The following is a 25,735-nucleotide window of genomic DNA, read 5'->3' on the forward strand; positions in this document are numbered from 1 at the left end:
GCGGGAAATTTTTCTTTTTACAATGCAAGCGTTCGTATATAGGCAAGGACGTCAAGAATGTCTTGAGTGGAGAGATCATTTTTCCACGAAGGCATAGCAGTCCCTGGCCGCCCCTTTCGAATGGCATCCAGGATTTCATTATCTGATTTTTTCCCAAGCAGCGTCAGGTTTGCTGCTGGAGGGACGAGTGATTGTCCAATGGGTCCATCCCCTTTTCCCAATTGTCCGTGGCAATTCACACAATACGTGCCAAATACTCTTTTTCCACTGCTTGCATTACCAGAGGAAGATGGGCTCTCCTGAACAGCTTCCAAGGCGGGTTCGGCTTTCACTTTTTTCAATTCGACCCGAGGCTGAATCTTATTTTGACTGACCAAATACGTCGAAAGGGCTGGAATGTCAGATTCAGGAATGGGACAGCCAAACACCTGTTTCATTTTGAGAACGATTTCCTCCCACCTTTCGCGTGGATGGGGCGGCTGCATGTATACATATTCCGCAGAATGGCAAATCAGACAATATGAGGTGGCTATTTGACTCCCAGGCGCAGATTGAAACGTGATGGGATCTAAAGGAAAGGTAATCGTGGATTGACGTTCTTTCTTATTGAAAGCGTCAACGCTCACCGAGAACCCCAACACCATCAACGCGATGATCACGAATATTTGCATTCGATTTATCATTCCTTTCTTAGGCGCCTCTGACCGTCAGCGTTTCCACAGCATTACGAAGATATCCGCTTGGGTTCCATCGTGCGCTGAACCGTTGAGATTCACCTATCCGATTCACCGCAAGCGACTGCAAGGTATAGGTTTGGCCTCTCACAGGGGTAAACTGCGCTTCCCATGGACGGAAACTATAGTCGCCATAATCCTGACCCAATCGAGCGGTCTGCCAATGCACCCCGCCATCTAATGAGAAGAGGACTCGATCAATACCATATCCTTCATCAAATGCGATACCTTTGATAGTCGTAGAGACTCCACTTGGCACCGTTCCTCCTTGCGTCACATTCGTGATAAACGAGCGTACTGTCATTTTTCCAATCGGAACCGAACGCGTAAGGGAATCTCCAGGTTGAATACACCCGCAGGGATCGGCTGGCAATCGATAGGCTTTTCCCATCCAAAAATTATGATCAGGTTCATTGAGCACTTCGATATCACTGAGCATCTTGATCCAATAGGTTGCATACCATCCCGGCACAACCAGTCGAAGAGGAAAGCCATTTAACAATGGCAATGGCTCACCATTCATCGTATGCGCCACCAACACATCAGGGTGCATCGCAACATCAAGATCCAATGACTTTTTAAAATCCGGAGTCACGTCCGCGACAGGCTGATCGAGTCCGTCAAACCGGACGTGCATGGCATCTTCAGGAATGCCAGCTCTTTCCAGTACATCTCGAAGTCGAACGCCTACCCATTTGGCGTTTCCCATTGCCCCGTTTCCCCATTGTCCACCAGGCACACGCGGCTCAAAAAATCCACGACTATTGCCTCCACATTGACACACGGCCGCGACTTCGACTTGCTCAAATTTGTTCTTGAGATCTTCTAGGCTGAGCGACAAGGTCTGATTCACTCGTCCTCGTACCGCAAGACGAAATGTCTGAACATCAACCGAGGCCGGGATGTTTGCCAAATGCCACCGAACAAAAAACGCATCGTTTGGTGTAAAGATATGTTCGTTAAAAATATGAAACGGCGTTTCTAATTGTGGAGGTCTGGTGGTCATGACCATTAAAGGTCGCTTTTGTGGAAATGCCACGAGCGGACGACGGCCCCGAGCAAACGGCAAATCTACATAAGGCGCTTCGCTGGCCATCAGACTCTTCGGGTTGATGAGTCCGACAGCCCCAAGAGCCACCCCTGTCCTCAAAAATCTCCGACGGCTGATTCCGACAGGCCATTCATCCATTTGGGTTCCCTCGGATTTCATGAAACTTTATTTCGCCAAGGTCCTAATGTAATGAATTAACTGCCAGATTTGGTTATCCGGCATCATAGGAAAGGCCATCATGCCTGTACCCTTGGACCCGTTTTTAATAATCCAAAACATCTGTCCATCGGAAATATCTTTCATGGTTTCGCCACAAGTGAAATTTCGTGGATGCGGATTCAAAGCCCCCCCCATGGGTCCCTTCCCATCGCCTTTCACCCCATGACAATTCATGCAGGCCAATGGTTGAGCGGTTTGCTGAAAGAGGGTTTCCCCGGCTTTGATATTGGTTGAATCCGCTGGTAACGGGTTGGTCATGTTTCGAATGTTACCTGGGGCGTTTTTTGTTTTACGTGGTTGTGGACACACGCCCGACGGCCCCTCTCCGGTGGTCGCTGCGGCCATTTCCGGTGAGCCCTTAAAAGTCACCTTCAGGTAGGCAATGACATCAGCCACCCCTTGCTGGTGAATGGTGAGACTCCAATAGGGCATGCTGGTAGATTTCCCTACGCTGCGTCCACCGTGATAGATCACATTGTAGAGATACTCCATGGGCAATTTATCAAAGGCCATGTTCGCATGAATCGCCGGCTTGGGACTTAATCCGGAAGCGCCTGGACCGTCTCCTTTTCCGGTCGCGCCATGACATTGTGAGCAATATTCTTTGTAGATGACTTTTCCTCGATCCACACTTGCCATCTGAAACTCTGGGCTCTTCCATGGTTCATAAAATTTAAAATCGGGGACGCCCAGCGTCATTAAATATCCGATAACGCTTCGGAGCTGAGGTTCCGTGGCATCTGCCAGAAATTCTCCGCTGTGCGGGGTGAAATCTTGCGGATTAATCCCAAACCGAAATAGCCAATCCTGGTTATATCGCCTTCCCGATTCAGATAAATCCACGCTCTGGGGTCCTCCCACCAGCTGACCATTTTCTTCAATCGTGTGGCATCCGATGCACGCATGTTCCTTATAAATGAACGCCCCATCCTGAAAATCTTTTTTCGTCACCTTGGTGAGATCAAAGGCGCCAACTTTCACTCGTGGATCAATGTAATGTTTTTCCAAATAGGCGGCGATCGCTTCGGCTTGGTCCTCAGGAAGCTTGATATGCACATCCGGCTCCCAGCCCTGATCCCACCGATAGCTCTTGACATAGAGCATTTTTTCCTTGCCCATCAGAAAGTCGACCAACCATTTATGCTGGTATTTACTTCCTCCCCACATGAGGTCGGGGGCTTTCAAATTAAACCGGCTTTCCGGATCACCCTGGAATTTATGGCACGTCGCGCAGACATTCTTGACCATCATTTCAGCCTGTTGTTCGTCAGCTGCCCACAGATTGGTGCTACAACCCAACATAAGAACGAGACTTCCCATCAATGCCAATCTCATGTTTGTCCAACCTTTACCGGCCCGATGCGAGAATACCTTCATGATTGTTTCCTCCATACTTCCCTATCCATCATTGTGTATAAGTTCCCCACTAGGTTTCACTTCAATGTGTTGCGATTTTCATCACTTTCAGGTGAATATTTGCTCTATACCTTTCATACAGCAAAAATGAAGCCAGGAAATTTTTATTTAACCTACAAAATTTTTTCTTTAAATTTTGGGAGGATACTATGGGAGACGAAAGGAATAAGAGTAGAAAAACAGAAACGTTAACCCTTAACTGTTCAGTGTTAACTTAACAATTGAGGAAGGGAAAGGGCACCTGAAATTGAGACAAAGGGGGAAAAAATCGCTAAATTACTTTTTTCCATTAAAGCTCAATATCCCGCCCGTGAGATTGTAAACTTTCTGAAACCCATGCTGCAGTAAGATTCTGCATGCCTGGTATCCTCGCAACCCAACCCGACAATACACGATAGTTTCCTTCGTCTGGTCGAGATCATCCAGATGATCTCGCAACTCATCTACCGGAATAAGCCATGCTTGAGGAATATGTGTCTCATGAAATTCAGCCTGCGTACGAACATCGAGCAACTGAAGAGGCTCCTTGGCCGCAAGTTTCTTCTGCAATTCCTCGCCAGTCATGGTTTGGACCTCTCCCCGCAAAATATTGGCCGCCACAAACCCCGCCATAATTACCGGCCCTTTGGCAGAACTAAATTGCGGGGCGTAAGCCAAATCTAAGTGTTCCAGACCTTCGACCGTCATTCGTGCGCTAATCGCGGTGGCTAAGACATCGATTCGCTTGTCCACACCCTGCTCTCCGATGATTTGCGCGCCGAGAAGTCGCCCCGTCGTCTTTTCCACAATGAGTTTCATATGGAGAGCTTCGGCTCCCGGGTAGTAATCCGCATGGTCAAGCGGATGCGTCACGGATACGAAAAAGTTAAACCCCTGCGATTGCGCTTCGCGTTCCGATAGGCCAGTCTTGGCCGCCATCATACCCAGAGATTCCACAATCGCAGTTCCAATGGCACCTGGAAATTTCAAATGGCCACCGGCCGCGTTTGCCCCAGCAACTCGCCCCTGCTTATTGGCAGGTCCAGCGAGAGGAATGCGTGCGGGTTTGCCAGTCACCAAGTGCACAATTTCCACCGCATCACCCGCCGCGTAGATATTGGGGTCTATGGTCTGTTGATATTCATTCACCACTATGCCGCCGGATTCGCCAATCGCGAGCCCAGCGTCTTTCGCTAATTTCAATTCGGGACGTACGCCTATGGAAAGAATAGCCAGATCACAGGGCAATCGCGTACCACTTTCCAATTCGGCTTCCTCAGCCAGCCCATCTTTTGTGTGAAAGACCGTCACGGCATCTCCGACAATGATGTTCACGCCTTGTTCCTGGAGATGTACCGCCATTAACATAGCCATATCTTTGTCAAAGGGAGGCAAAATCTGTGGCGCTAATTCCACTAATGTCACCGTCATGCCTAGATTCATTAAGGCCTCAGCCGTTTCCAGGCCAATGAAGCCTCCACCGACTACCAGCGCGCGTTTCGCGCGATGGTTCGCAAGGAATTGTTTAATGGCATCGGAATCCGGAACCGTTTTAACGGTAAAGATATTGCGGGCATGAATTCCTGGAATCTCCGGGACAACCGCGCCTGCCCCGGGAGCAAGAATGAGTTTGTCATAGGTCACGTCAAACGTTTCACCCGACTCAAGATTCTTCACGGCTACCGTTCGCTCCGGACGATGAATCGACAACACTTCATGGCGAATTTTTACGGTGATCCGAAACCGTTTCCAAAACTTTTCCGGTGTCTGCAACAACAAATCATTGCGGTCCACTATCGTGTTGCCGACATAATACGGCAGTCCACAATTGGCAAACGACACATAGGGCCCACGTTCAAACATGGTTATTTCAGCCGATTCATTCACACGTCGGGCTTTGGCTGCGGCACTTGCACCTCCCGCGACCCCTCCGACTATGACAATTTTCAAGGAACTCATAGTCTTATGGATTATCAATCAACCGGTGAATAAACCCATACCTCTTTCAGACCCCCAAAACCACCACCTGCCACAGATCACAACCCGTGAATCTCTTCTTCGATTGGGAGACCAAACTGTCCTGAACCTTTCCCCATCACCTAACCCTTCTTATAAGCAACTAAAGTACCACTATTACTACTCGAACTTTTCAATAAATAAATTGGCGAGTTAAAGGCCATCCTTTTAAAACCAAGGCTGTAACCTTGCCCCCCTTTGCCGCACATACCTTCTCAATCGGAACCCAAAATTCCTCAACCTCTCTAAATTCATCATTATAAAAATTTCTTCATGATCTCGAATACAGCAAAACTCATTAATAATTGATTGGGATTTGCCAAACATCCACTGGGCATCAATCTTGCTCACTATTTAAGATAAAGGCCTGGAGTAGAAACATGATTGAGAAAAGAAAGTAACAAGACACACCAAAAAAGTGGGGAGGGAGGAGCTATTATCCCCAGCTTTTATGCCAAAGATACTTCATTGGGAACTAAATTTCTAACTCATTACTGGAGGGATTTATTGAAGGCCAACCTATTTTTAAAAATTTTTCTATCATCTTGGGAGTTCTGATCGCAGAGTTGAGTGTTGGCTATGCGCATATAGGACACCACGGAATTTCAAAGGAAGGCAAAGCGAATTCAAAGGAAATCAAAATAGGATAAGACTTTTGTTCATTTGAGCCGCCTGAACAGAAACACTTGTCAGCAAAAAGGCATAAACAATGATTAACAAGGGGCAAGAATTTCCGGATGAAATAGTGAACTTCCCATAAGCAATGAATGTGCAATCTCCACAACCAAACTAAGAACGATATATGGAATAGGCCCCTAAAGAGGCATCACGTTTCAATGGAAAATAAAAGGAGGCCATCATGCCTACTCAAGGGATTTCAGTGGCACTTGCCAAAACTGTCGGTCAAATTGTGCCAACCAATCTAGTGAAGTTTCGAGAAGACCAAAGTGGAATGGCGATTGCCACTGAACTCTTGACGCACTATATGCCAGGAGGAGTAGTGGTCAATGAGTCCGATGAACTGATGGGGTTTATTAGTGAATTTGATCTGATAAAAGCCCTCGACGAAGGAAAGGATTTACACACCTTGACTGCGAAGAATCTTATGGTGACAGACCGTATCAGCATTGAAGATTCCGCCTCCATACAGGAGGCCATCAACGTCATGAAACATCACCGGTTGCTGAACTTGCCGGTCGAACACAACGGCAAAGTGGTCTACACCATTACCAGACATGACCTGCTACGGGCATGGATTGGTGCTGGGAATAGGAAAAAAGGCGGTACATAATCAAATCAACTGAAGCCTATCCCTTCTACTGGAAAAAAGAAAGTATGGGTTAGCGTACAGGATTCACATTTTACTAAGGAGGCAAGCATGACTGTTCAAGGGATTCCAGCAGGTGGATATAAAACCGTAGGTCAAATTGTGCCAACCAATGAAGTGAAATTTCGAGAGAACCAAAACGGGATGGCCGTCGCGGTTGAGCTCCTCTCCGAACATACACCAGGAGGAGCGGTAGTGGATGAGAAAAACCATTTTGTCGGATTTATTAGTGAATATGATGTCCTTCGCGCATTGGAAGCGGGGAAAAATTTAAATACGCTCACCGCCAAGGACATCATGGTTAAAGACCGGATTAGCATCACAGACTCCACCTCCATCAAAGAGGCCGTAAAAATCATGGAAGATAAACGGTTGTTAAATCTGCCGGTCGAGCGGGATGGCGAAGTGGCCTATACCATCACCAGACATGATCTGTTACGGGCCTGGGTTGGTTTGGGATTAGGTGGCGAGTTTAAGGGCGAAGATTAAGTTTGAAAGTGAGCCCTGTTTTTTTTTGAAAGAAGGAGCGAATCTCATGTCCATGAAATTGGTGATATTCATTGCGGTGTCTTGGCTACAGGTCTCTACACTCGGATGGGCTCAGGAAAATATGTATCCTCCTATTGTCCCACCGGATGAACTCATGGCAGCTAGGTCGCTGAAGAACCCTTTCACGACAAGCCAAGAGGCTATTGATCAAGGAAAAACGCTCTACGAGGGTCGTGTATTTTGCGCTGCCTGCCACGGGAAGGATGGCACGGGTCTACCTTCTGACGTGGATCCTACAACAGCAAGATACCCCTTTCCACGAGATTTTACCGACCCTAAGTGGCAAACCGCTCGGACAGATGGGGAATTATTTTGGGTGCTCACCGAAGGCAGTCATGGCACGGATATGGCTTCATTCCTTCCCATGTATCTTGCGGAAAAAGATGCATGGCAAATCATCATGTACATCAGAACTTTTGTGAAATTTAGTGAAAAGTTGTGACTAACAACCTTAAAAAAGTGGGGGATCACATGGGTTTGATAAAAATTGTGTTGCTGAGCATGACGAGTGTGTTTCTCATAATGCTTCCGGCTTTCGGAGCTGGTCAACATATGATGCAACCTCGGGTACCTGCCGATAAACTTGACGAGGCACGCGCCTTGACTAATCCCCTTAAAGCAACACCAGAAATACTTGCAAAAGGAAAGACCTTGTATGAGGGAAAGGGCACCTGTTTCAATTGCCACGGCATGAGTGGACGGGGTGATGGCCCTGGCGCTGCCACCCTTAATCCTCCACCCCGCGTCTTTAAATCTCATGGTTTTTGGAAGCACCGCACAGAAGGGGAAATATTTTGGGTGATTAAGCATGGCTCACCGGGCACGGCCATGATTTCGTTTAGTGGACTTCTCTCTGATGAAGAAATTTGGTCAGTCATGCTCTACGAACGTAGCTTTGCAGGAGGGCGAGGGCACGGTGGTGGTCGGCATGGCGCCTCAGGAATGAAAGGAGGTCAAGGACGACATCAAGGGTCGGACTGTAAAGGAGAACAAGAAATGATGCAGGGCCGCGGCATGCAAGGGCATCAGGATGGTGACTGCCAATCTCAGGGTATGGGTCACCATAAGGAACGCTAGGGGCAGGCGATGAATGCTAAATCACAAAAGTGTGTGAAAATCAGAGTGCATGAAGGACGTGATCCGTGTGAGTGGGAACTTTTTGCACCAGATGGAACGTTGATTGATGGATGGCATCTCATGTCCGTGGGACGTGATCATTCGGGAAGGCACTCGCTGCAAATCACATTTGGGCAATTTGAATGTGTAAATGCGGAAGGCCAACCAATGGAAGTGCATCTGAGCTGTCCCACAGCCAAGCTCCATGAAGAGTTGGCTCCTCTCCCCAGCGCCCGGACCCATAAGCATCGCCCTTAATAGAGGGAACCAGATGAAAACTTTTATAGATACTTGGAGATCTCAAATCAAAAGGAAATTGACTCAGTGCTAGATAGTACTACAAAAGGTGAACGCATTCTTTGGAAAGCATATCCCTCCTGGAAGCACTTCACGTGGCTTTACCTGTTCAGTGCCCTTTCGGCCTTACGTGCGGGTTTGTTTTTATATTTTGGAATCCCGACTTGGGAAATGTGGATTGCCGGGGCAATTTTTCTGCTGAGTTGTGTCTTCGTGATTCGCCACTGGGCTCGCTATTTCGTCACTTCAGCGAAGGTTGAAATTAAAAATGGTTACACAGGGAAAGAAATTGATGCCATCAATCTCGAACAGATCCGAGATATTTCCATCCAACAAGGCTTTATCGCTGGAAAACTTGGCATTGGAACCCTTGTCATTCAGGATTCTGGGGGAGACCGTCGGCTACAATTTCGCGGGGTTCGGGATCCTGAAGTAATCAAAGCACGAATTGACGCGTTAAGGCCACCGCTTGACGAAGAGAAAGAGGGTCTGTCTCCGTAATCTAAAATATCAAAGACAGAAGAAACTGCGTCGAAGAAAGGAAAAATAGGAAAGATGAAATTCTAAAATGGAAGCCTGCGGTGATGATACCATTCTTAAGCGCATAGTTTGAAAAAGTCTCGCAAGGTAAGGAATTCATGAAAAATGCCTTCAACGTGGCAGCCCTAATTATTGTTACGACTTTAGCTTTCTCTCTAACTGAAATTGGACGGGCAGAAACACCACTGAGTGTTGATGGACAATCTCCTAGGCCGCAGAGCGGGTCTTCAGAACCTCCTACTTCAAGGGAACAAATAACCCAAGGAAAGGCCCTTTATGAGGGTCGAGCCAGGTGTGTCCATTGCCATGGACGCAATGCCATGAGACGTCCCATTACTAAACAAGAACTTTTTTCAATCATTAAATTCGGTGTGCCGGGCACTTCCCATATTCCTTTTACGCACCTGCTTTCAGATGAGGAAATTTGGTCAATTGTGTATTTTCAACTCAACGACAATTGTATGAATCCTTGTGAAGAATAAGGGCGCAAGCCGCTCAAATTTCCGACATAGAGACTTTTGAAATTCATTCTATGCGACCAATAAACGATTCGTGTTTTGGGCATTGGATAGCTAGAGTTGTGAAAGTGAAAAATGTGCAATTCCACTCATTTTGATTTTTTTCTTACTCGGCTCGGATCGTGAGCATACCTATGACCTCTCTTTCCCAAAGGGCCAAGCTCATTGTGGGGCTCACAATTGCTGCAGTCATGATCGCACTAGGGCTTGAGATTCTTCTGAGTGTCAATCCCTATCGAGCCTTCGGGCATACCCAAACAGGTCACATTGTTGGTTGGATTGGTTTCGGGATGATTTTGCTCGCATGTGGGTACCCACTGAAACGATGGCTGTACCCGAATCACGTGTGGTCCAAGACATGGTTCCAGATACATCAAGTCACGGGCATTGGCGGGCCCCTACTCATTTTTGTCCACTCAGGCGCTCACTTTCACGCCTTGGTACCGGTCCTAGCCCTCATCATGATGGTCCTCGTGGTACTCAGCGGCATTGCTGGCCAAGCACTTCATCATCTGGCTTCTCAAACATTATACGAGCAGCGTCACGAACTTGCTCGACAAGGAGTTTCCAAAGACATTATTGAGGCCAAATTGTATGAACTCGCCCGAGACGAGAAAGCCTTACGATGGTGGCGATGCATTCATGTTCCTTTGACATGGACCTTCTTCGCTCTCGCGTTACTGCATATCGTTGGAGCCCTATATTTAGGAGGCCTGTAACTTGCCCTGTATCCATCCATGGATCTCAAGACTGATATATACCATTACGTTTTTGTTGATTGGATATATTGGATGGGCGTCACTGGATGATCCTGCCACCTTTTGGGCGCCAGGACATTTAAGTCGCCATCATACGGATATTGCGCAGTGTACCCAATGCCACGAACCATTTGTCGGCCCAACACCTCAAAAATGCCTTGCCTGCCATAGCCTTCAACAATTTATGGCAAGCTCCAGAGTCGAGGTGAGCCACTTTCATGAGGGTGTCATCAAGCAAAACCAATCCTGTGTTATCTGCCACTCTGACCATCAAGGATTGGTCGCTCCGATTACCGTTGGATTGATGGAAAATCCTCATGGGGAATTTATTTTTCGTGTGACTGGCGCGAGATCCTGCTCGGATTGTCATGCAGTAGAGATTCGGGACAATGTCACGAATTTCACGCTATTGGAAAATTCACTCGTTCAGGATCTGATCCGTGAAGGGGAAAGTGCTCATCGCGCTGGTCGCTTTGCACATTGCCTGAGATGTCATATCGGCGGACAGGCCGACACAGAGGAAGAGGATGACGATTAAATCATTCAAGAATAGCATTAGTCGGGTCTGCCTTCTACTAGGGAGACAAGACGACCTTTGGCAATCAGAGGTTTTTGTTCAAGATTCATACTTTCTCTCCAGGAATCAAACTAAAAATAATTTAAGACAGGGATTTTATTGCCATTATCACTTTTCATAGAATTTTCTTAAGGCCCTATGAACACTCACTTTTTAACAGCCTTTCTCGCCAGCATTTTAGCAGCACTGGTGACTTCAATTGGAATTTTCGTCATTCGGAGGTTTGAAGTCTGGGGTCGGAAAAACACAACATACTTTTCGTGTTTTGCCGCCGGGGTGCTGATCTCGGTTTCCTTCCTTCATATCATTCCAAAATCTTTTCAAATGAATGAGCAAGCTCCGTTATACCTGCTTGGTGGGTATTTGGCATTGCATTTTTTCAATCGTTTTATCACCGCCTATGTCTGCGATAAAAATCCAGAAACTGCCATCGGTATTATTCCCATGCTCGGCATTGGGTTTCATTCTTTTATCGATGGGGTCGTTTACTCCATCACCTTTAGTGTGAGCATCTTTACTGGCACCTTGGCTGCCATAGGAATGGTGCTTCACGAGTTCCCAGAAGGCATTGTCACGTATGTGATGTTAATCCGAGGTGGATTTAGCCAAAAAAGTTCCATGGTGCTGGCCTTTGTGGCGGCCGCTCTCACCACACCCCTGGGGACCCTTCTTTCTTTTCCCATGATCAGCCAGATCGATAAATCATTTCTCGGAGCCTTATTGTCACTCTCCGCAGGAGCTTTGGTCTATGTGGGCGCTACGCATCTCCTCCCACAAGCCGAGCGAGAACATAAAAAATTCAGCTTGGTAGCGATGCTGGGAGGCATCCTAGTTGCGGTGGGTATTATTGTGAGCAAAACGTAACTCGTAAGCCTATTTTAGGAATAGAAATACTATGACTGAAATGCAGGAGCAGAAATGTCATTCCCCATTAAGACTATGTCGTGCAAAGTGCCAAACTTTACTATTATTTGGAAAATAAAGGACTACTGGTATGAATAACCATGGAGCATTGCCGACTTCATCATATTTCTTTCATCGTCCCATGCCAGAAGGGCTAGAGGGATTGAATGATCTGGCACTTGACCTCCGGTGGACATGGAGCCATTTCAGCGATCGGCTCTGGGAACGATTGGATCATGAAACTTGGGAACGGACGGGCAACCCTTACTTTATTCTACAGAGTGTATCACAAGCCCGTCTGGAAGAAGCCGCACAAGATCTAGAATTACGACGTGACCTTCAATCATGGCTCAAAGAACGCAAGGACTATCTGAAAGAACCCGGATGGTTTGGCGCCACCCATGCCACGGAACTGCTTCAAAAAGTGGCGTACTTTAGTATGGAATTTGGCCTGAGCGAGGCCCTCCCAATTTATTCCGGAGGCCTGGGCATTTTGGCAGGGGATCATCTCAAAACCGCGAGTGACCTTGGGGTCCCAATCGTCGGAATCGGCCTTTTATATCAGCAGGGCTATTTTCGGCAAATTTTGAGTCCCGAGTCCTGGCAGGCAGAAGCGTTTCCTTACAACGACCCCATCAGTCTTCCGGTCATGCCGGTTCCTAATCTGGAAGGCGGGTGGTTACGAGTGAAACTCCAATTACCCGGTCGAACCCTCCTGGTCAGGGTGTGGCAAGCCAATGTGGGAAAAGTACGATTGTTTCTTCTTGATTCCAACGATCCGCTCAATGCTCCACGTGATCGGAGCATCACCGCAAACCTATACCCTGGAGGTCAAGAACAACGCCTGATACAGGAAATGGTATTGGGAATTGGAGGATGGCATGTCTTAGAAGACTTGGGATATCAAATAGACATCTGTCACCTCAACGAAGGACATGCAGCCTTTGTCGTTTTCGCACGGGCGAGGAGTTGCATGATGAACACGGGACTCTCCTTTTACGAAGCGTTGTGGACCACCAGAGCCGGAAATGTCTTTACCACCCATACTCCGGTTGAGGCGGCGTTCGATCGCTACGAGCCAACTCTTATTCGGCCTTATGCGGACTATCTTGCGGACTTACTGAAAATTTCCAGGGACCAACTGTTGGCGATGGGACGACAGAATCCAAACAATGCCCACGAACCGTTTAATATGGCCTACCTGGCAATGCGGGGAAGTGGAGCCGTCAACGGAGTGAGTCAACTCCATGGACAGGTCAGTCGGAAAATTTTTCAAACCCTCTATGCCCGATGGCCAGAAGCTGAAATTCCGGTTGGGCATATCACCAATGGGGTGCACGTCCCCTCCTGGGATTCCCCGGCTGCCGACGCTCTCTGGACCAAGCACTGTAGAAAGGGTCGGTGGATTGGAACCTTGGACAACCTTTGTTCCAACATGTCCCAAGTCACCGACGAGGAGTTGTGGAACTTTCGAGTATCACAACGGCTGGAACTCATTCACTATGTCCGTCGCCGCCTGGAACGTCAATTGCGGGAACATGGAGCGCATTCCGATCTCATTCAACAGGCACACCATGTGTTAGACCCCAATGTACTAACCTTAGGTTTTGCCAGGCGATTTACCGCATACAAACGGCCGACCTTGCTTCTATGGCAACGAGAGCGATTACTTCGCCTCCTAAGCGACCCACACCATCCGGTTCAATTGATTGTGGCGGGAAAGGCTCACCCTCATGATGATGAAGGCAAACGACTGATTCAAACCTGGGCCCAATTCGCCACTCACGCAGATATTAGGGATCGGGTCGTATTTTTAGAGGATTACGAAATGGCGTTGGCACAGGAACTGGTGGCTGGTGTGGACGTGTGGCTGAATACACCACGGCGACCATTGGAAGCCTCGGGAACCAGTGGCATGAAAGTGCTCGTGAATGGAGGATTAAATCTTTCAGAACTCGATGGATGGTGGGCCGAAGCTTATACCCCCGAAGTGGGGTGGGAGATCGGCGGGGAAGGAATTGACGTTCACCCTGAGCGAGATGCTTCCGAAGCTGAACGCTTATATCAATGTCTGGAAGACCACATCGTTCCGGAATTCTACGACCGAGATCAGGAAGGTATCCCCAGGACATGGGTTCATCGTGTGCGCACCAGCATGTCGAAACTCACCCCGCAGTTTAGTAGTAATCGAATGATACGGGAATATGTCGAGCGCGTGTATCTGCCCGCAGCAGCGGCCTATCGTCATCGAAGTGGCGATGAAGGGAAACGGGCAAAGGACATCCAACAGTGGAAACATCAATTAGACGAACACTGGCCCTTAATCCGTTTTGGCGAAATTCAGATGGCTCCAGCCGAAGGTGGGTTTTTCCTGGAAGTTCAGGTGTATTGTGGTGAATGGAATCCCCAATTCCTTTGTGTCGAACTCTATGCTGACGGTCTTGATCGAGCGGAACCGGAAGTGCATGTCATGGCACAAAGGGGATCTTTACCGGGCATGGTGAACACATATGTTTATGCCTTACACCTTTCGACGCAGCGCCCATTCGACCATTACACTCCAAGAATTATACCTTTCCACCCTGATATTTCTGTTCCTTTGGAGATAGACTATATTATCTGGAAATAGCCACAGGATAAGGAAGTTGATCTCCTCCACTTGAGATGAACATCCTTCTCCTTGTCATGAATAATGTTAGAGCATGTGGGACGCCATGAGGGAGGTGGCCACGTATGAAGATTCTGGTGATTACCTTTCAGGAAGACTTTCGAGCGCAATTGGTTCCCTTTTTAGAAAAGCAGGGGTTCGAGGTATGCGTACCTCCACATCGTGGAGATGTCCTCCCAATGGCCAAGGACACACAACCGTTGGTGGTGGTCTTAGATATGTATGTGAGTAGCCCCAACGGAATTGAAGTGCTTCAACAATTGCGGACACTAGGGTACAAGGGGCAAGTTGTCTTGCTAGGAGGCAGTTCCGTCTCTTCTCTCATTTCACAGGCATTTCGCTTTGGAGTCGACCAAGTCGTTGGAGGACCCCAAAGGGTGGGAGATCCCATAAACCTCGGGCAAGTGGAGTCTGCCATTCGCGCTTCTTTGCATTCCCTTATTGCCACACGAGCACTCGAATTGTACGAGTCACGAGGCAGAATTGATGGACATGATTTGGATGATTGGTTGAAGGCAGAGTGTGAAGTTTTGAAAAGCCCTACCTCGCCTCAAAAGCAAAATCGCTCGCGGCACGAAAGCGCCTCATAGAAGTCGTGGATTGAGGAAGATGAGAAAAAGATGAAGGCGTGAAGGGTATTGATGGATACCAACCCTATCCCCAAAGAATTTTCTTCTCTGCCACTTCGAAGAACTATACAGCCTGGTGAGTGGGTATTCTATTCAAGATTTCATTCCGCTTGGAAATCATCATCGACTCGGAAAGTCTCACCCTCATGAACACTTCTTCTCCTCGCCCATCTCTTCGCACACACCCTCACCTGTATGAGATTCCAACCTGGGTGTGGCTCGGCGAACTTTCTAGAAAATATGGCCGCCTTATTCGCTTGGGGAATGTCCCGGACCAAGAATGGGATACCCTTGCGGCCAAGGGATTTGACTGTATCTGGCTCATGGGTATGTGGCAAAGAAGCCAAGCCAGCCGCTCCATAGCAACGGCTGATGCCGAATTGCGGAAAGATTACGATCGCACGTTACCGGATTGGAAACCTACAGATGTCGTAGGCTCGCCCTATGCGATTCATGCCTACCGCCCGGATTCTTCATTCGGCACATGGGCCGATCTTGATCACGTTTTAGACCAACTTCATCACCGCGGCATGAAATTGATTTTGGACTTTGTTCCGAACCATACCGGGCTCGATCATGACTGGGTGAGTTCCCATCCTGAGTTTTATATTCAAGGAACTGCGAGAGATTATGAAAATTCGCCCTCAGACTTTCTTCCCATAGAACGGCAACCCCACACTCAATATTTGGCCCATGGGAAAGATCCTTACTTTCCCCCATGGACCGATACCCTTCAGTTGAACTATGCTCACGAACCCACCCGCCAAGCCCTTCTGCAAAAACTCCAACACATTGCCCAACATTGCGATGGGGTTCGCTGTGACATGGCCATGTTAGTCTTGAACAACGTATTCAAGAATACCTGGGCGCATGTGTTGCCTGAATATCCAACTCCAGCACAGGAGTTCTGGGCCGAGGCCACACACATGCTTCCAGAATTTATTTGGATCGCAGAAGTCTATTGGGATCTTGAATGGGAATTGCAGCAGCTAGGTTTTGATTTTACGTATGACAAACGATTGTATGATCGCTTCAGACATTCGCCACCTCAAGACATTGCGCTCCATCTCACGGCAGATGTCGCCTATCAGAATCGACTGGTAAGATTTTTAGAAAATCATGATGAACCGCGAAGTGCGAAGACCTTTGGAATAGAACGCCTTCCAGCCTTTGTCACACTGGCCGGGACTTTGCCAGGCATGCGCATGTACTTCCAGGGTCAACTCGAAGGGGCGAAAATTCGAACTCCAGTCCAACTGGGCAGACGTCGGGACGAGTCTATTAATCAGGACATTATGACCCTCTATGAGCGTCTCTTACTCATAACCAATGAGGAGGTTTTTCACAACCGAGAATGGCGTCTTCTCTCCACAAGACCGGCAGGAAACGAAACATTTCAAAACCTCATCGCGTATCAATGGCAATCCTCCACGGCATGGAAGATCGTCATTGTGAATGTGAGTGATGTCCTCTCACAAGGACATGTTGAATTATCAGAGGTATTACCTTCTTCATACCGAGGGTATTGCTTTGTGGACCAGTTAACCCGAAAACGGTTTACTTATGCCTACGGCTTGCTCGCAAAACAAGGGCTCCCCATTTTGCTAGATCCATTTTCAGCCCACATATTCGATGTATCCATAGAAACATAAACTTCGAGGCTTTTCCTTTTATCTAGGATCTGTCCTTATTGTCCAAACGAGCGCACATACAGCAGGACGTGCCAGGCTTCTTCTTCCGTCAACACTAATGGGACAAACGAGGCCATGTCTGTCCCCGGACTCCCGTTTTTCAAAATCCAAAACAATTCGCCATCCGTTCGGGTGGCTTGCCAGGCTTTATCTGTAAAGTTTCTAGGCAACTTACCTCGAAGGCCTGGGATGTTGCCCAAGCCCGTTCCATCTTTTCCATGGCACGTTACGCAGAAAGCTTTTCCATGAAAGATGTTTTTGCCAATTTCAATATTCTCCGGTGTATTGGGGAACGGGTTCTGCCAGGTTTTTGCTTCATCGATTTGATCTGCTGGGACCCGGGGTTTTAAGACATTCGGGTCTCCTGCAACCACCAGATTCGCCGTTCCAACAAGGACCCATCCCAACGCTGTAATACACGCACCCCTCCTGACGAATTCCATACCCACTTCCTTTCTAGGTGAATAGAGAGGGCCCCAGACCGGGGCCCCCTTAACAAAATGAACGATTACTGAGGTTGCGGAAAACTGTGGCCTAAGGATTGCGGAAACGAAACAGAGCCATCCGGGAAAGCGAGACCTTTTTTCCAAAGATGGTAAATCACACCATCGGTGGCTGAAGCCGCTTCCGCGATCGCTTTGACTTTGGCTGGATCGTCAATGTCTAAAATCTGCACGCGACCGGTCGCGATTTCTACTTTATGATCGTGGAAATAGCGATGCCATTGAATCACCGGAAGAGTTCGTGCCAAATCCTTGGCAACAAAATATTCAACGGCCACGAGTGGCGCATTAGCAGCGGTGGATTCAAACAACAAACATTGCAGAATTTTGTCTGAGATACCTTTACAGTAGTGATGGTATGGGCCACCGGGGGTGCCGTCCTCCATCATATGCGGGGCTTGAACATGAATATCATATCCAACCGCCGGACTTCCGCCCCCCATATCGTGGCTTGAGCTAGAGGCACTTTTACTTTCCATATCAGCCGTAGGAGCAGAAGCTCCGCCAGGGGTAAAATACTGCAGCTCCCCAAACGCCTGACCTCCGAATAACAGAAATACCAAAGCACTTGCTGCAGTGAATAATCGAACCGTGTGTATCATGGCAACCTCCATTGAAGAAGAATAAAAAAACAGGTGACCTTCTGTTCAAGCAATTATACGCTTAGTGGTGCCGGTTACAAAACTACGGATGTTTTCAAAAACAATCGCCGATTCAATAGGCCTTATTTTCTATTGAACGGTAATTTTGCCAACACCATTCCCATTAGGCAGGAATCCGTATATCCCGCATGAAATAACCCGAGACCCACACCAGCCGGTAGGAGTAAGAACCAAGGATTGACCGCCACCCCAAGGAGTGTCCCAACCACGATCAAGACCCCCGCCGCCATTCTGACCTGACCTTCCAAGGAAATGGCACGCTGGCCTTGGACCACCGGATGCCCAGCAGTCTTCCATGCGGTGATCCCGCCTTCCAGCAAATGACAATGATTCGGTTGTGGTAATTGGTCATAGGCCAGTTTGATCCGATTTTGGGTTCGGCACATGAACACAATGGGCTTCTCTTCGCTCTTCGCTTTAAGTTCGGAAAGATGAGCGGGAATATCGGCCAAGGGAATATTGACCGCGCCAGGAACATGGGCCTCCTGAAATTCAGCAGGCGTTCGAACATCAACAACTTGAAAATCCGCTCGAACTTTTCCCTCGTGTAAAATGTCTTGCGCACGAACCCAGGGATAAACTTTCTCTTGCACGGCAGTTTCCATCATAGCTCTCTCCTTATCACAGGCCTACACATGACATTCCACTTTCGAGGATTTACCCGGCCTTCCCCAAATTTTCTCCCATGCCTCATAGCCGCCAATCAAATCAATCGCCTGCACCTTTTTTGTATTCTCCAAGAGACTTGCGGCAATCGAGGAACGGTATCCACTCGCACAATGCACGACCAGGGGTTGTTCCTTCGGAACTTCCTGCCAACGCTGCATTAAATGGGGAAGAGGAATATTGAGACTATGATCAATATGTCCTTCTTCCCACTCTTTTTCCGTCCGCACATCCAACACCGTCGGAGGATGAGTGGTGCAAAGTTCAGCAGCCAAAGCCGCCGCGGTAATCCTCAGGGTTTCTTGGACCAGTTCAGGGCGAGCTGCCAAGGCTTGCATCCCTCCTTCTAAATAACCCACTACACGATCAAACCCGATTCGCCCCAGTCTTGTGATCGCCTCTTCTTCACGGCCTTGTTCGGTTATCAGGATAATAGGATCTTCCGGATTCAGAATAATGCCCGCCCATGTGGCAAACTTACCGTTCAACCCTATATTGAAACTCCCATGCAGGTGTCCTCCAGCAAATTCTAAAGGATCGCGAACATCCACCACCTGAGCCCCGCCCTCTTGAAGTTCAAGCAATGTCTCAAGAGTGATGGGCTTAAGACTTTTGTGAAGGGTTTCGGTTAACGAGACATGCTCTTCTTTATTCAGTTGCGCATCATATCCAAAATAGGCAGGCGCCTCAGGTTGGCCTTTGGTCATCAAGCCAATAAATTCTTCTTTGGCCATGGGTTGGAGTGCATAATTTTCTGACCGTTGCTGGCCAATGGTGGACACCGTTTCCTTGCTCAAATTCCGTCCACACATGGACCCCGCTCCATGAGCTGGATACACCAAGGTGTTGTCGGGCAATTTTAAGAGTTTGCGGTGAAGAGAATCGTACAGCTTACCGGCCAATTCCACATCACTGAATCCAGCCGACGCCATGAGGTCGGGACGCCCAACATCTCCGATAAACAAGGTATCTCCGGTCAGCACCGCATGGGGGGTTGTATCACATTTGGTCAGATCATAGACTGCCAGTGATATTCCTTCCGGAGTGTGGCCTGGTGTCTCAATAATCGTTATTCGAACATCCCCAAATTCAACAGCGTCCCCTTCTTTCAAGGCAGTGAAAGGATAAGTCGCCTTGGCTTCGGCCCCTAAGCAAATTTGAGCTCCTGTGCGTTGGTGCATTTCCAGATGTCCGGCCACAAAGTCCGCGTGAAAATGGGTCAGAAACACATACTTGATTTTTAACCCTTGACTATCGGCGTCTTTGAGGTATTGCTGAATGTCACGTTGAGGGTCGACGACAGCGGCGATTTTTGTGCTTTCATCCGCAATCATATATGACGCATGGGCTAAGCATCCCAGATAATATTGTTTGAAAATCATGGTGATCGCTCCTTTTTCCTTGGAAATTCTCGCTCCTCAACCAGCCATCGTGACTATCCGTGAGTGTGGCCCACCCATGTTAGGTTTTTCGTTGTATTGAACAGGTGTTGATGCCGAATATCGTCCACAATGGGCAATAGCCGGTGCTCCCCGTGACTAAGGCAATAACCCCTACGGCCCCCAGAACCACGGCACCCCATGTGGGAAGTTCAGCCAATGCTGCAATTCCTAAGGCCAGGAGCCCCAGCAATAACCGTCCCTTTTGATCCACTCCACCAACATTTTTATTCATGGTGACACCTCCTTTTGTGTTTAATTCCATTGTATACCTTTATACAAGGCAAACATGGTGCCACATTTTCCAAAATATAATTCATGACTATATTGTAAGTATTTCAATGAGTTATATTTTAAACTACAAAAGAATTGATGAATGGGGGCATTAACCGTTAATCATGTCGCGTTAATACGTTAAGTTAACACGTTAACTGGTCAAAGGGTAGGCGTTAGGAATGGAGGTCGAGTTTGTTCAGCTTTTTCCAGAGGGTGACCCGGCTCATCCCCAACAATTTTGCGGCTTGTGTTTTGCTTCCGTTGGCTTGATCCAAGGCCTCGAGAATTTCACGACGTTCTTCTTTCTGTTCCGGGGTCAGGTTTGGCATTGGAGAACCCGAGCTTCCGGTCGGTGGGTGGGTCCGAAGCTCAGGAGGCAAATCATGGATGGTCAGCACATCGCCCGCCACTACCACAAAAGCATGCTCTATCGAGTTTTTTAATTCCCGAATATTTCCGGGCCAAGGATAATTCATTAAATGTTGCATGGCATCTTTCGCAATATCCGTCACCGGGTGCCGATGGGTCTTCGAGCCTTCGGCAATAAAGTGATGCACCAGGAGAGGAATATCTTCTCGACGTTCTCTCAGGGAAGGCAGGGTAATTTCAAAGACTCGAATCCGATAATAAAAATCTTCTCGCATAGCTCCGGTGGCCAACAGGTGTTTTAAATCCCTATTCGTCGCCGTGATGAGTCGCACATTCACCTTCAGGCCTTTGTCATCTCCAACCCGGCGAATTTCCCCTTCTTGCAACACACGAAGCAGTTTTAATTGCAGAAGCTGGCTGGTATCCCCAATTTCGTCAAGAAACAATGTTCCGCCATCGGAAGCTTGAAACACCCCGACTTTGTCACGAACTGCCCCAGTGAATGCCCCCTTCACATGTCCAAATAACTCGCTCTCCAGTAAGGTTTCGGGAATGGCAGAACAATTGATGGCAAAAAACGGACGATCGCTTCGGCCGCTTAACGCATGAATGGCGCGTGCGGCTAGCTCTTTTCCCGTCCCCGATTCCCCGGTTAATAATACCGTCACATCACCCTGGGCAGCCAAACGCAACCGACGAAAGACCTCTTGCATAACCGGGCTTTTTCCCACCATCTGTTGAAACGCATCGCGCGACCGGGTCTGTTCTTCGAGGACTTGAATTTTTTCATTGGCCAGCACGAACGAGGTTAAATCGGTAAAGGTTCCCACCGCACCCGCCACCTCGCCATGTTCATCTCTCAAGATGGCCACGTTGCCGAACAAATACAGCTCTCGACCATCTTTTCCCAGCACCTTGCATTCCTGATTACAGATACCCCACGGATAGGGAGATGGATTCTCCAAAAATTCGGTGAGTTTGCTGAACCCTTTACAATTTTGCCCTTCAAGAATGTGGCAGGATTTTCCCACGGTATCTTCGCTCGAATAACCTGTAATCCGCGAGGCCCCCACACTCCAAGCCACGATCGTCCCTTTGGCATCGACAGTAAACACACCGTCTGCCATAGCATCGATCATAGTACTCAGCAAGTTGGGATTTTTTCGAAAATCTAATTCCATATTGAGACCTTGGTCATTCGTATGGATATTTGAACGGCTTTTTTCCTCAAAAATATTTTACATGACTTGGCCCTGATCTTCCCTTCAAAAAGTGGGTTAAGATCCCCCAAGGATCGCCCGAAAACAAAAACATCGGCCGAACACATGCCACTCACCATTCTAAAGAGGCCCTCCCATGCCCTCAACTAAGAATCGGTTCCAACAACAGGACACTCCCACATGGATGGACGCAAGTTCAGCCGTACGCCTCTGGATCAGCTTCTGGCCTCAGCATGAACCAGCAGTCCACCATCTGAAACTGACCAATGTAAAAATTCATCCCTTTGGCCTTCAGTTTGAGACCCACCGCGAACTACCCTCAGGCACTCCGCTGGAAATTCGCCTCCTGTTGCCTCCCAAGACCGCCATGGCGTTGAAAGGCACGGTGACCCATACCCAGGCGGGAGCCCCCTCGCCACATAAATTTCTTACCTCGATTCGGTTTACCATGATTCGTGAAACCGATCGAAAGAGACTTGACGATTTCGCCGTCAACCGCAGTATCACTCGTTTGCGAGCCCGCTGTTCACCTTCCCAAACTGTTTCTTCTTAACCCTCTTCAGGAAAACGTTAAAGTCCCGCCGGCAAAACGCTCTTCCTAACAATTAGTGTATTAAGTAAAAAAAGAGGCACCCCAGGAAGTCCTTCTTGCCTGATTTTTTTCAGGAAAGAAAAATTTTCTGTGGCCAATTTGTGAAGTGAATTTAGGGCGTTTTTAAAGACAAGGTTTTTTGTGAGGGGCAAGAAAGCCAGGTGCGCAAACCCAGAGTGTATTGGCAAATACATGAGGATTTGCACGCCTGGCTGACACCGCCATTAGGGAAAAGGTCGGTTTCTGGATAAGCCCTTTAGGAATTGGACGTCAATAAGGACCGAAACGCAGGGTCGGTTTCTACCAAACCTTTCAAAGTATCATTTTGCAACATATAGGCCCATGATTGATTACTGGACCCAGGAATTTTTTCATACCATTGTTTGGCTTCGGTTAACAGTTCCAACATCGCGGCATTATCGCGTTCTGGACGAAAGGCAAGGCTATAGGCCTTGGCATAGCTTGCGGAAAATTTCACCAAGGGTTCATTCGTGGTGTGAAAGGCTTCATCTGCTTCTTCATAACCACGGATAATATCAGGATCATCAAAATGACGATTCCAAGCAACTTTACTTATTCGAGACCATGCAATCGCCAATAGGGTTTTGGCTCGAAGTTGTTTGTAGTCTTGAGGCACTTCCGACAGCAACTGCTGAGGAGCCATAATGGACGTCACTTGGTCATTAGTCCACCGATACGCCGAGATCAGCCGTAACCGTGTTTCAAAATCTCCCGGTCGCAAGTCCACCAAGGTTTCCATCGCTGGAATCATGCGATACAAATAATCTGCGGGTGTGGGTTCAGATTTTCCTCCCATTTCCATATGCGTCGAAAGGTCGAACCGATCGGTTCCTGACTGAACGGTCCAGTACAATTCATTGAACTCTTCATAGAGAGACTCACCCGAGACTTCCACTCCATGGGTCCGCGCGGCGAAAGCCAAGAGGCCCTCATACAATTCGTGGGTAATCGCTTCCAAGCCAGCGACATGGTGTGGATCCACCGCGAGCACTCGATTGAGCATAGCAATACGCTCTCGTGAGGTGGGAAGGGCTTTCGCTTGCTCAACCCCTTCGCTCAACAGGGCGCCTGCCTCTTGAGCCTTCCAGTACTCCGTCGTGTTTTGCACGAAACCTCCAGATTCCACGACAAACGGAATAGGTGTCCCCATGGGCGACACCAGGGGCATGTTCAATACGGCTGCATCGGTGGGAAACCCATGCTGTTTCAATCCTGTCAACACCACCCATTTGACAGTCACAGCCTTGATCGGATGCAGTGGTTTTTTATAGGGAACGTTCCAATCCATTTCACCTGGACCGTTGGCCACAGGAGAGGTCATGGGATTGGGATACGCAATTCGCGTGCGCACGAACACAGTGGGAACGGCCACGGCATGATCGCCATTCTTGATTTGAAATGAGGCATGCGGCAAAGGTCCGGCACCCAGGATTTCCATGGAAAAACCAGGGGAACCGGCAATAGCACCAATTTGTGGTATCACAAAAAATGAAGGGGCGCGCTGGTCAGTATTCGTTTCAGCTATAAGGAATCGTTTAAAGTCCGAAAAATTCACCAATTTGCCGACACCTGGCCAAAGCTCGTCTAGCGCTCGATCTCGCTGTTCGATAACTTCCTCATGGGCTTGCACCAAACGGTCCCAACACCAAGAATAAATCTGATCAGAATCCGCCGGGAATTTGTCCTCCGCCAATGAGCCAGCTTCCATCATTTTGAGCAAACACACAAAATCGTTTTGAGCCACGGCAATAGGATCACTCGCCGCCACGGCTTGGCTATACCGCTGCACAACTTGTGATGCGGCTTGGGTCACCTCTCCAGGGACACCCGGATCAGCCAGAGCCTCCCCCCGTAGATTGAGGATCATGAAGGCGGTCAGGAACAACCCTATTCCTACGCCAACGACCCACCACCACAAAGGCGATGTTTTATAGGGAACGGCCCTACTTTGATATCGAAAATTTTCTACAGTGTACTTCATAACCACTTCTCCTCCACTAATTCTATGGGCTATTACTTCTCTTTCTCCACTCCACTTTAGCATACCTTTTTAATCCTCCACTACGATGGTTCCATTCATAACATGCCCCGGAAGATCACAAAAAAATGGGTAAGACCCGGCATGTTTTGCGGAAAAGGTCAGCTCCGCATGTCCCTGAGAAGGAATCAGCACCCGTTGGAACCCTTGTCCATTAAATTGAGGGGCTCCATTCCCGCTAACTTGCACATGCGTCTGGGCCAACAGGTCCGCAGGCACAAAGGCATGCAATTCCACATCGTCATTCTTTAATACCAGCCGAGTCTGTTCTCCCACACGAAGATGAATTACATGTGGCAGAAACCGGCGATTCTCAATGTGCACGGTGACCACGCGCACATTTTCCACAGCTGAATGGCTGTTCGAATGCGGAGCGGCTTCTAGCGGGGAAATCAGGACTCCCAGCCCCCCGACCAGCCCCCAACCTAAGACCAGGGTCAGAATGCCTTTACTCAGGGGCGTTCTAGAGATTCTACGCAAATTTTTACCACCTTAGAAAGGTCCCAAGCAACGATCACCGAATTCAAGTTCTCGAAATCTCCCAGAGAGGTCATCTTTGCCTCACAAGCATAAAATCTCCCTAAAGTTTGCTGCCAATTATCCGACAGAAGCTGTTGAGACAATTTGTTGGAAATTTTATTGAATTTAGTGAAGGACCAGCTATGTTAATGAATTACCTTCTGTTAGGAGTCGTCTTAGGAGCCATCGTGGTTTTTGCGTGGTTTGAAGTCTCGCGGAGCGGATCAGTCGACTCCAATTTCGGCATGAACATGCTGAAGCGGCGTCTTCGGGATTAGCTTCCCTGCCTGCCACGACGATTCCCCATATCCCGTTTCCTTATTTTTTGGTCATCCAGCCGAACGTTCAGCGGTATCGCATCCAACACTTTCACCTTACCTATATCTGGCAGCTTGCTTCAAGGAAGCCCCCTGCGTAAAATGCCCGAACGTTTGCCTAAGTT

Annotated in this window: 27 protein-coding genes; 15 read left to right on the top strand and 12 right to left on the bottom strand. The window is 48.3% G+C overall.

Features of this window, described 5'->3' with window-relative positions:
• Nucleotides 1-17 precede the first annotated feature (17 nt).
• From PPG34_RS08435 to PPG34_RS08450, 4 genes are all read right to left on the bottom strand, one after another.
• Nucleotides 18-671, bottom strand: a complete 654-nt coding sequence (locus PPG34_RS08435; RefSeq protein WP_313832772.1) for a c-type cytochrome — start codon at nt 669-671, stop codon at nt 18-20.
• A gap of 19 nt (nt 672-690) precedes the next feature.
• Nucleotides 691-1,923: a molybdopterin-dependent oxidoreductase gene (locus PPG34_RS08440; protein ID WP_313832773.1), complete on the bottom strand. Its 1,233-nt coding sequence runs from the start codon at nt 1,921-1,923 to the stop codon at nt 691-693.
• Nucleotides 1,924-1,950: 27 nt separating this feature from the next.
• Complete coding sequence (locus tag PPG34_RS08445) at nt 1,951-3,381, bottom strand: c-type cytochrome (RefSeq protein ID WP_313832774.1); 1,431 nt, start codon at nt 3,379-3,381, stop codon at nt 1,951-1,953.
• 315 nt (nt 3,382-3,696) lie between these two features.
• The gene (locus tag PPG34_RS08450) at nt 3,697-5,358 is read right to left on the bottom strand and encodes an FAD-dependent oxidoreductase (RefSeq protein WP_313832775.1); all 1,662 of its coding nucleotides are present in this window, start codon (nt 5,356-5,358) and stop codon (nt 3,697-3,699) included.
• A gap of 916 nt (nt 5,359-6,274) precedes the next feature.
• Between PPG34_RS08450 and PPG34_RS08455 the strand changes: the two genes are divergently transcribed.
• From PPG34_RS08455 to PPG34_RS08510, 13 genes are all read left to right on the top strand, one after another.
• Nucleotides 6,275-6,706, top strand: a complete 432-nt coding sequence (locus tag PPG34_RS08455) for a CBS domain-containing protein (protein WP_313832776.1) — start codon at nt 6,275-6,277, stop codon at nt 6,704-6,706.
• A gap of 87 nt (nt 6,707-6,793) precedes the next feature.
• Nucleotides 6,794-7,231 carry a CBS domain-containing protein gene (locus tag PPG34_RS08460; protein ID WP_313832777.1) on the top strand — a complete coding sequence of 146 codons (438 nt, stop codon included), beginning with the start codon at nt 6,794-6,796 and terminating at the stop codon, nt 7,229-7,231.
• Between the two features lie 46 nt (nt 7,232-7,277).
• A complete protein-coding gene (locus tag PPG34_RS08465) occupies nt 7,278-7,733 on the top strand; it encodes a c-type cytochrome (protein WP_313832778.1) in 456 nt (151 codons plus the stop codon).
• 29 nt (nt 7,734-7,762) lie between these two features.
• On the top strand, nt 7,763-8,368 hold the full coding sequence (locus tag PPG34_RS08470; protein WP_313832779.1) for a c-type cytochrome: 606 nt from the start codon (nt 7,763-7,765) through the stop codon (nt 8,366-8,368).
• Between the two features lie 9 nt (nt 8,369-8,377).
• The gene (locus tag PPG34_RS08475) at nt 8,378-8,665 is read left to right on the top strand and encodes a hypothetical protein (RefSeq protein WP_313832780.1); all 288 of its coding nucleotides are present in this window, start codon (nt 8,378-8,380) and stop codon (nt 8,663-8,665) included.
• 66 nt (nt 8,666-8,731) lie between these two features.
• Nucleotides 8,732-9,205, top strand: a complete 474-nt coding sequence (locus PPG34_RS08480) for a PH domain-containing protein (protein WP_313832781.1) — start codon at nt 8,732-8,734, stop codon at nt 9,203-9,205.
• Nucleotides 9,206-9,342: 137 nt separating this feature from the next.
• Nucleotides 9,343-9,726, top strand: a complete 384-nt coding sequence (locus PPG34_RS18345) for a c-type cytochrome (protein WP_420888066.1) — start codon at nt 9,343-9,345, stop codon at nt 9,724-9,726.
• 170 nt (nt 9,727-9,896) lie between these two features.
• Entirely contained in the window at nt 9,897-10,481 is a 585-nt protein-coding gene (locus PPG34_RS08485) for a hypothetical protein (protein ID WP_313832783.1), read from the top strand.
• Between the two features lies 1 nt (nt 10,482).
• Nucleotides 10,483-11,058: a cytochrome c3 family protein gene (locus tag PPG34_RS08490; protein ID WP_313832784.1), complete on the top strand. Its 576-nt coding sequence runs from the start codon at nt 10,483-10,485 to the stop codon at nt 11,056-11,058.
• Nucleotides 11,059-11,235: 177 nt separating this feature from the next.
• Nucleotides 11,236-11,961 carry a ZIP family metal transporter gene (locus PPG34_RS08495; protein WP_313832786.1) on the top strand — a complete coding sequence of 242 codons (726 nt, stop codon included), beginning with the start codon at nt 11,236-11,238 and terminating at the stop codon, nt 11,959-11,961.
• 130 nt (nt 11,962-12,091) lie between these two features.
• Complete coding sequence (gene glgP / locus PPG34_RS08500) at nt 12,092-14,629, top strand: alpha-glucan family phosphorylase (protein ID WP_313832787.1); 2,538 nt, start codon at nt 12,092-12,094, stop codon at nt 14,627-14,629.
• Nucleotides 14,630-14,733: 104 nt separating this feature from the next.
• Nucleotides 14,734-15,258, top strand: coding sequence for a response regulator (locus tag PPG34_RS08505; protein ID WP_313832788.1), 525 nt, complete (start codon nt 14,734-14,736; stop codon nt 15,256-15,258).
• A 185-nt stretch (nt 15,259-15,443) separates the two neighbouring features.
• Nucleotides 15,444-16,949 carry an alpha-amylase family glycosyl hydrolase gene (locus PPG34_RS08510; protein ID WP_313832789.1) on the top strand — a complete coding sequence of 502 codons (1,506 nt, stop codon included), beginning with the start codon at nt 15,444-15,446 and terminating at the stop codon, nt 16,947-16,949.
• 35 nt (nt 16,950-16,984) lie between these two features.
• On the opposite strand, the gene PPG34_RS08515 is transcribed toward PPG34_RS08510, so the two are convergent.
• The 6 genes from PPG34_RS08515 to PPG34_RS08540 form a co-directional block, all read right to left on the bottom strand.
• Nucleotides 16,985-17,431, bottom strand: coding sequence for a c-type cytochrome (locus tag PPG34_RS08515; RefSeq protein WP_313832791.1), 447 nt, complete (start codon nt 17,429-17,431; stop codon nt 16,985-16,987).
• Between the two features lie 65 nt (nt 17,432-17,496).
• Entirely contained in the window at nt 17,497-18,093 is a 597-nt protein-coding gene (locus PPG34_RS08520) for a DUF1264 domain-containing protein (RefSeq protein WP_313832792.1), read from the bottom strand.
• 122 nt (nt 18,094-18,215) lie between these two features.
• Nucleotides 18,216-18,761, bottom strand: a complete 546-nt coding sequence (locus PPG34_RS08525; RefSeq protein WP_313832793.1) for a rhodanese-like domain-containing protein — start codon at nt 18,759-18,761, stop codon at nt 18,216-18,218.
• Between the two features lie 21 nt (nt 18,762-18,782).
• On the bottom strand, nt 18,783-20,201 hold the full coding sequence (locus PPG34_RS08530; RefSeq protein WP_313832794.1) for an MBL fold metallo-hydrolase: 1,419 nt from the start codon (nt 20,199-20,201) through the stop codon (nt 18,783-18,785).
• A 79-nt stretch (nt 20,202-20,280) separates the two neighbouring features.
• Nucleotides 20,281-20,493 carry a YgaP family membrane protein gene (locus PPG34_RS08535; protein WP_313832795.1) on the bottom strand — a complete coding sequence of 71 codons (213 nt, stop codon included), beginning with the start codon at nt 20,491-20,493 and terminating at the stop codon, nt 20,281-20,283.
• Between the two features lie 214 nt (nt 20,494-20,707).
• On the bottom strand, nt 20,708-22,084 hold the full coding sequence (locus PPG34_RS08540) for a sigma-54 interaction domain-containing protein (RefSeq protein ID WP_313832796.1): 1,377 nt from the start codon (nt 22,082-22,084) through the stop codon (nt 20,708-20,710).
• Nucleotides 22,085-22,259: 175 nt separating this feature from the next.
• Between PPG34_RS08540 and PPG34_RS08545 the strand changes: the two genes are divergently transcribed.
• Nucleotides 22,260-22,676 (top strand): PilZ domain-containing protein, encoded by a 417-nt coding sequence (locus PPG34_RS08545; RefSeq protein ID WP_313832797.1) that lies wholly within the window; start codon nt 22,260-22,262, stop codon nt 22,674-22,676.
• A gap of 295 nt (nt 22,677-22,971) precedes the next feature.
• Here the strand turns inward: PPG34_RS08545 and PPG34_RS08550 are convergent, their stop codons facing one another.
• On the bottom strand, nt 22,972-24,717 hold the full coding sequence (locus PPG34_RS08550; protein ID WP_313832798.1) for a hypothetical protein: 1,746 nt from the start codon (nt 24,715-24,717) through the stop codon (nt 22,972-22,974).
• A gap of 69 nt (nt 24,718-24,786) precedes the next feature.
• Nucleotides 24,787-25,254, bottom strand: a complete 468-nt coding sequence (locus tag PPG34_RS08555) for a cupredoxin domain-containing protein (RefSeq protein WP_313832800.1) — start codon at nt 25,252-25,254, stop codon at nt 24,787-24,789.
• 182 nt (nt 25,255-25,436) lie between these two features.
• Between PPG34_RS08555 and PPG34_RS08560 the strand changes: the two genes are divergently transcribed.
• Entirely contained in the window at nt 25,437-25,571 is a 135-nt protein-coding gene (locus PPG34_RS08560) for a hypothetical protein (RefSeq protein WP_313832802.1), read from the top strand.
• Nucleotides 25,572-25,735 lie beyond the last annotated feature (164 nt).

The organism is Candidatus Nitronereus thalassa (assembly GCF_032191465.1).
GTDB lineage: Bacteria > Nitrospirota > Nitrospiria > Nitrospirales > UBA8639 > Nitronereus > Nitronereus thalassa.

What these genes read in the sequence shown, in the direction of transcription:
- PPG34_RS08510 (WP_313832789.1), top strand. Translation starts at nt 15,444, where the DNA reads ATGAACACTTCTTCTCCTCGCCCATCTCTTCGCACACACCCTCACCTG.
- PPG34_RS08435 (WP_313832772.1), bottom strand. Translation starts at nt 671, where the DNA reads ATGCAAATATTCGTGATCATCGCGTTGATGGTGTTGGGGTTCTCGGTG.
- PPG34_RS08540 (WP_313832796.1), bottom strand. Translation starts at nt 22,084, where the DNA reads ATGGAATTAGATTTTCGAAAAAATCCCAACTTGCTGAGTACTATGATC.
- PPG34_RS08535 (WP_313832795.1), bottom strand. Translation starts at nt 20,493, where the DNA reads ATGAATAAAAATGTTGGTGGAGTGGATCAAAAGGGACGGTTATTGCTG.
- PPG34_RS08475 (WP_313832780.1), top strand. Translation starts at nt 8,378, where the DNA reads ATGAATGCTAAATCACAAAAGTGTGTGAAAATCAGAGTGCATGAAGGA.
- PPG34_RS08520 (WP_313832792.1), bottom strand. Translation starts at nt 18,093, where the DNA reads ATGATACACACGGTTCGATTATTCACTGCAGCAAGTGCTTTGGTATTT.
- glgP (WP_313832787.1), top strand. Translation starts at nt 12,092, where the DNA reads ATGAATAACCATGGAGCATTGCCGACTTCATCATATTTCTTTCATCGT.
- PPG34_RS18345 (WP_420888066.1), top strand. Translation starts at nt 9,343, where the DNA reads ATGAAAAATGCCTTCAACGTGGCAGCCCTAATTATTGTTACGACTTTA.
- PPG34_RS08470 (WP_313832779.1), top strand. Translation starts at nt 7,763, where the DNA reads ATGGGTTTGATAAAAATTGTGTTGCTGAGCATGACGAGTGTGTTTCTC.
- PPG34_RS08455 (WP_313832776.1), top strand. Translation starts at nt 6,275, where the DNA reads ATGCCTACTCAAGGGATTTCAGTGGCACTTGCCAAAACTGTCGGTCAA.
- PPG34_RS08495 (WP_313832786.1), top strand. Translation starts at nt 11,236, where the DNA reads ATGAACACTCACTTTTTAACAGCCTTTCTCGCCAGCATTTTAGCAGCA.
- PPG34_RS08525 (WP_313832793.1), bottom strand. Translation starts at nt 18,761, where the DNA reads ATGATGGAAACTGCCGTGCAAGAGAAAGTTTATCCCTGGGTTCGTGCG.
- PPG34_RS08445 (WP_313832774.1), bottom strand. Translation starts at nt 3,381, where the DNA reads ATGAAGGTATTCTCGCATCGGGCCGGTAAAGGTTGGACAAACATGAGA.
- PPG34_RS08545 (WP_313832797.1), top strand. Translation starts at nt 22,260, where the DNA reads ATGCCCTCAACTAAGAATCGGTTCCAACAACAGGACACTCCCACATGG.
- PPG34_RS08530 (WP_313832794.1), bottom strand. Translation starts at nt 20,201, where the DNA reads ATGATTTTCAAACAATATTATCTGGGATGCTTAGCCCATGCGTCATAT.
- PPG34_RS08460 (WP_313832777.1), top strand. Translation starts at nt 6,794, where the DNA reads ATGACTGTTCAAGGGATTCCAGCAGGTGGATATAAAACCGTAGGTCAA.
- PPG34_RS08465 (WP_313832778.1), top strand. Translation starts at nt 7,278, where the DNA reads ATGTCCATGAAATTGGTGATATTCATTGCGGTGTCTTGGCTACAGGTC.
- PPG34_RS08550 (WP_313832798.1), bottom strand. Translation starts at nt 24,717, where the DNA reads ATGAAGTACACTGTAGAAAATTTTCGATATCAAAGTAGGGCCGTTCCC.
- PPG34_RS08440 (WP_313832773.1), bottom strand. Translation starts at nt 1,923, where the DNA reads ATGGATGAATGGCCTGTCGGAATCAGCCGTCGGAGATTTTTGAGGACA.
- PPG34_RS08485 (WP_313832783.1), top strand. Translation starts at nt 9,897, where the DNA reads ATGACCTCTCTTTCCCAAAGGGCCAAGCTCATTGTGGGGCTCACAATT.
- PPG34_RS08515 (WP_313832791.1), bottom strand. Translation starts at nt 17,431, where the DNA reads ATGGAATTCGTCAGGAGGGGTGCGTGTATTACAGCGTTGGGATGGGTC.
- PPG34_RS08450 (WP_313832775.1), bottom strand. Translation starts at nt 5,358, where the DNA reads ATGAGTTCCTTGAAAATTGTCATAGTCGGAGGGGTCGCGGGAGGTGCA.
- PPG34_RS08505 (WP_313832788.1), top strand. Translation starts at nt 14,734, where the DNA reads ATGAAGATTCTGGTGATTACCTTTCAGGAAGACTTTCGAGCGCAATTG.
- PPG34_RS08560 (WP_313832802.1), top strand. Translation starts at nt 25,437, where the DNA reads ATGTTAATGAATTACCTTCTGTTAGGAGTCGTCTTAGGAGCCATCGTG.